The organism is Flavobacteriales bacterium (genome assembly GCA_013214975.1).
Classification (GTDB): domain Bacteria; phylum Bacteroidota; class Bacteroidia; order DT-38; family DT-38; genus DT-38.
In genome coordinates, this window is record JABSPR010000087.1 from 1 (window position 1) to 3,658 (window position 3,658).

The following is a 3,658-nucleotide window of genomic DNA, read 5'->3' on the forward strand; positions in this document are numbered from 1 at the left end:
TTATCAGTTCACTAAGGGGAGTACAGAAGAAAAATCTTACGATTGGAAATCAATAGTTGAAGATATTGATAAGAACGAGAAAATGTACAAGAAAAGAAAAAAAGGGAAGCGTTAACCAAATTCGATTCTTTTGAAAAACATTATTTCAAATTGGCTTTCTGTAAATAGTAACTATCGTGCTTTTCTGCTATTAACCCTTCCAGCAACACTACTTCTTTATACCCCAATTTTATTCTTAGAATTTGGTTTTTCTGACGACTACTTTGCCTTATGGGAAAGTCGCTTTGATAACGATTGGACAGTTTCTGCTCTAACACAAGGCAGACCACTCCAAGGGCATATTGTGAAATTTTTATTTACCTGGGCTCATGATGTAATCGGGTTATGGAAAATCCGCTTGATCGCTCTGTTGTTTTTGATTCTTAACTTATCGCTTTTTTATAAGGAATTCTTGATTTCGCTAGGTAACAAAGCGTGGCATGCAGCTTTAGTTACAACATTGATTGCATTCTTACCATCAACACAAATCCTCACCGCTTGGCCATCTACTATTTCGTCTATTATTGCATTTAGTATGGCTTTTATTGCTGGACAGCTTCTTCTATCCAATAAACTTGGTAAAGAAAGAATCCTGACTATAGGTGCAGCTTTATTACTCATACTTATTTCCTTACTCATGTACCAGGCTAGTACGGCAGCTTGTATGCTCCCATGGCTCATTAGAAGTATGTCTAACCCAAATATTAGAATTATTCATAAGAAGTTTGTTATGGCCTTTGGCGGATTCGTTGCAGTGAATATGATCTATATTGTAGGCTTTAAGTTCTATCAGAGTTTTAACGAATTGCCAGTTGGGAGATCCGCAATTACGGATGATGTATTTAATAAAGTATTGTGGTTTTATAATGTACCCTTTATTCTTTCAGGCTCTACTGTGGCTAGTATGCTACCAGGGATTATTAGAACTCCTTTTGTGTTAATCACAGTTAGCTTGTCTTTTATTGGAGTTTATAAGTTTAAACGATACTTCGAATTAAATAAGTACATCGCACTAGTCATCATATGGGCTGCAGTGTTTCCCATATGTTATTACTCGGGTATTTTATCAGAAGAGAAGTTCCCATCTTATAGAACTCAAATGGCTCTTGGTTGTGTTTTTATATTCTTTATTGCTTTTGGTATAAACAGTATTTTGAAAGGGAAATTAAAGACGGTTGTTTTTATTTCCATATTGGTTGTTTTCTCAATTCTGGGTGGAAATAATTTATACAATAAGCATGTTTTTATTCAGACGAAAGATTGGAAGGCAATTAGAACGATTGTAAATGAAAATTCCGGTTCGGAGATCAATTTGGTTAGAGCGCCATACAATGTTTGCTATCAGCAAGAATTAATATACAGGAGTGGAATGGATGAGTTTGGTGTAGTTGGTAGTTCTGTAGAATGGGCAACTGAGCGAATGACAAAGCTTGCTGTTTCTGAAGACAGCAAAACACAGGTGGTAGGAATCAATGTATTTAATATAGAAGATTCTATTCAGTATAAGGGCTTAGAAAACCTTTACTTTCTAGAAAAGTCATTTCTAAAGTAATAGATATCAGTTTGGTGTATCGACTAATATGCGATACTTTAGAATTCGATAACACATAATATCCATGCTTATTAAATTGTTAAAGCTTACATCATTCTTGTTTTTTGCTCTTTGCATATGCCTATCAAGCTGCAAAAAAGAAGAAGAGAATGCAGGGGATGTAACCCTTGTAGAGAGTATAGAGCCGACATGTTCTGATGGTCTGAAAAATCAAGATGAAACTGGTCCGGATTGTGGCGGTATTTGTGGAGAATGTGTGGCGGATTGTGACCCAGCTTACAATTCAATAGAACTCAATGGTGCTTTTTACGCGAGTTACACCTCAACCAATTGCTACGATTCAACTTCTGTTACCGATTCTACATCGATAGATTACTATGATATGTATGCCTTAGGAGCTAGTTTGCAGACGCAAATTCGATTTAAAATCAAACCCAGCGAAAGCAGAACTTATCGAACGGTAACATATTTAGATTGGAGCATCTCAGAAGATGAGGTGCTAATCGTATGCAACGGGGATTTCGGTACTGGTTATTACCCTTTGGGTGAACAAGATCTATATATAACTTTAATAGGAGATTCGCTTGAAGTAATGTTCTGTGGTATGTTGTTTAATCCAGATACCACAACTCAAACGAACCTACCTATTTCTACTAGGTTTATATGTGAATAAGCTTGTTACTCGATAATCACTTTGTGATTAGTTACATTACCGTTCGTAATAACTGAAACAGTATACAAGCCTTGCGATAAGCCAGATACATCAATTGATTGTTCTGGTTGTAATTGACTATCAATAACAAGTCTACCTTCCAAGCTAATTACCTTAACTGTAGCATTGTTATTCAATCCCGATATATTCAAGTAATCACTGGCTGGATTTGGAGATATACTAACCGCATCACTACCAATTGATGTTCTTGTTTTGCTCTCTGTAAGTATAAATATCTCATCTGCAGAAAGAGCAGTACAACCATTTATATCCGTTGCCAGAACGCTGTATGTTCCATCGACTAAAGGCATATAGGTTTGAGCTATTTCCCCAGGTATTGAAACACTACTACTAAACCACTGATAACTTGCAGATGAGCTCGACATCAAATCATTTCCTGAAAGAGAAATTGTGGGAACTGCAGGCAATGGATTTACGATTATTGTAATCTGCGTGCTAGATTGGCAACCCAATGAGTTCTCGCCAAACAAAGTGTAGGTAGTTGTTTGGTTTGGGAATGAGAAATAATTCGAGCCATACCCAATTACATTATAACCATCCGAACTCCAGCTGTAATTCTGACCTCCACTAGCTGTTAATATTATTCCATCTCCTTGGCATATAGTTGTTGATCCAGAAGAGATTGTGAGATTAGCAAATGGAACAACAGTAATATGATCTACATATGTCCAGTTGTCACCACCAGCTATATTAGATGTAGCTAAATCCACATCATATTCTCCTGCAACATTATATTGCACCACGGGATTTTGATCTGTCGATACAGGCGGAGTACCTCCAGGTAATGTCCAATTCCAAGAAGTAGGGTAGTTCAAAGACCAATCTTGAAAGGATACCATATCTCCTTCGCAAATTGTGTCAGGCAATCCTGCAAAATCAGTCCAGCTAGGATTTACTATAGCTGGCGTGAATATGTTAATGTTATCTATGTACAATTTGTTACCCCATCCACTGCGGTTGGTTATGGCAATATGTACACTTGATTGACCATTAAGAAATGCTAACGATATCATCATCGAATCCCATTCATCAGCTGTTGGGATAAATTCATTCATGTTATCAGGCGCGGTTGCTAAGCCTTCACCACCTTGAGTCCAAAAGGGAAGCCATGAATCTCCACAATCCAAAGTATAATAGAGTGTAAGTGTATCTGTATATTCTGGTGAGTACCGTGCATATGCATGGTCAAATCCAAAATATGAATCAGGGTTTGTGGCGAAATCAAATTCTGCACTAATCATCGCGTCTTCCGTTCCTGAGATATCTGACGTATCCGTGTAATTATCCATTACGTAACTCCAAGCTCCAACACCAAAAGCACACACATTCGCAAA

General features: G+C 37.2%; 3 protein-coding genes. 2 read left to right on the forward strand and 1 reads right to left on the reverse strand.

The genetic code is table 11. The features are described from left to right. The first annotated feature begins 130 nt into the window (after positions 1–130). Both HRT72_03715 and HRT72_03720 read left to right on the forward strand, forming a co-directional pair. Complete coding sequence (locus tag HRT72_03715; protein NQY66813.1) at positions 131–1,591, forward strand: hypothetical protein; 1,461 nt, start codon at positions 131–133, stop codon at positions 1,589–1,591. A 64-nt stretch (positions 1,592–1,655) separates the two neighbouring features. Further along, the gene (locus HRT72_03720) at positions 1,656–2,264 is read left to right on the forward strand and encodes a hypothetical protein (GenBank protein ID NQY66814.1); all 609 of its coding nucleotides are present in this window, start codon (positions 1,656–1,658) and stop codon (positions 2,262–2,264) included. A gap of 5 nt (positions 2,265–2,269) precedes the next feature. Here HRT72_03720 and HRT72_03725 read toward each other — a convergent pair. Continuing rightward, positions 2,270–3,658: T9SS type A sorting domain-containing protein (locus HRT72_03725; protein ID NQY66815.1), on the reverse strand; the 1,389-nt coding region annotated here is incomplete at its 5' end.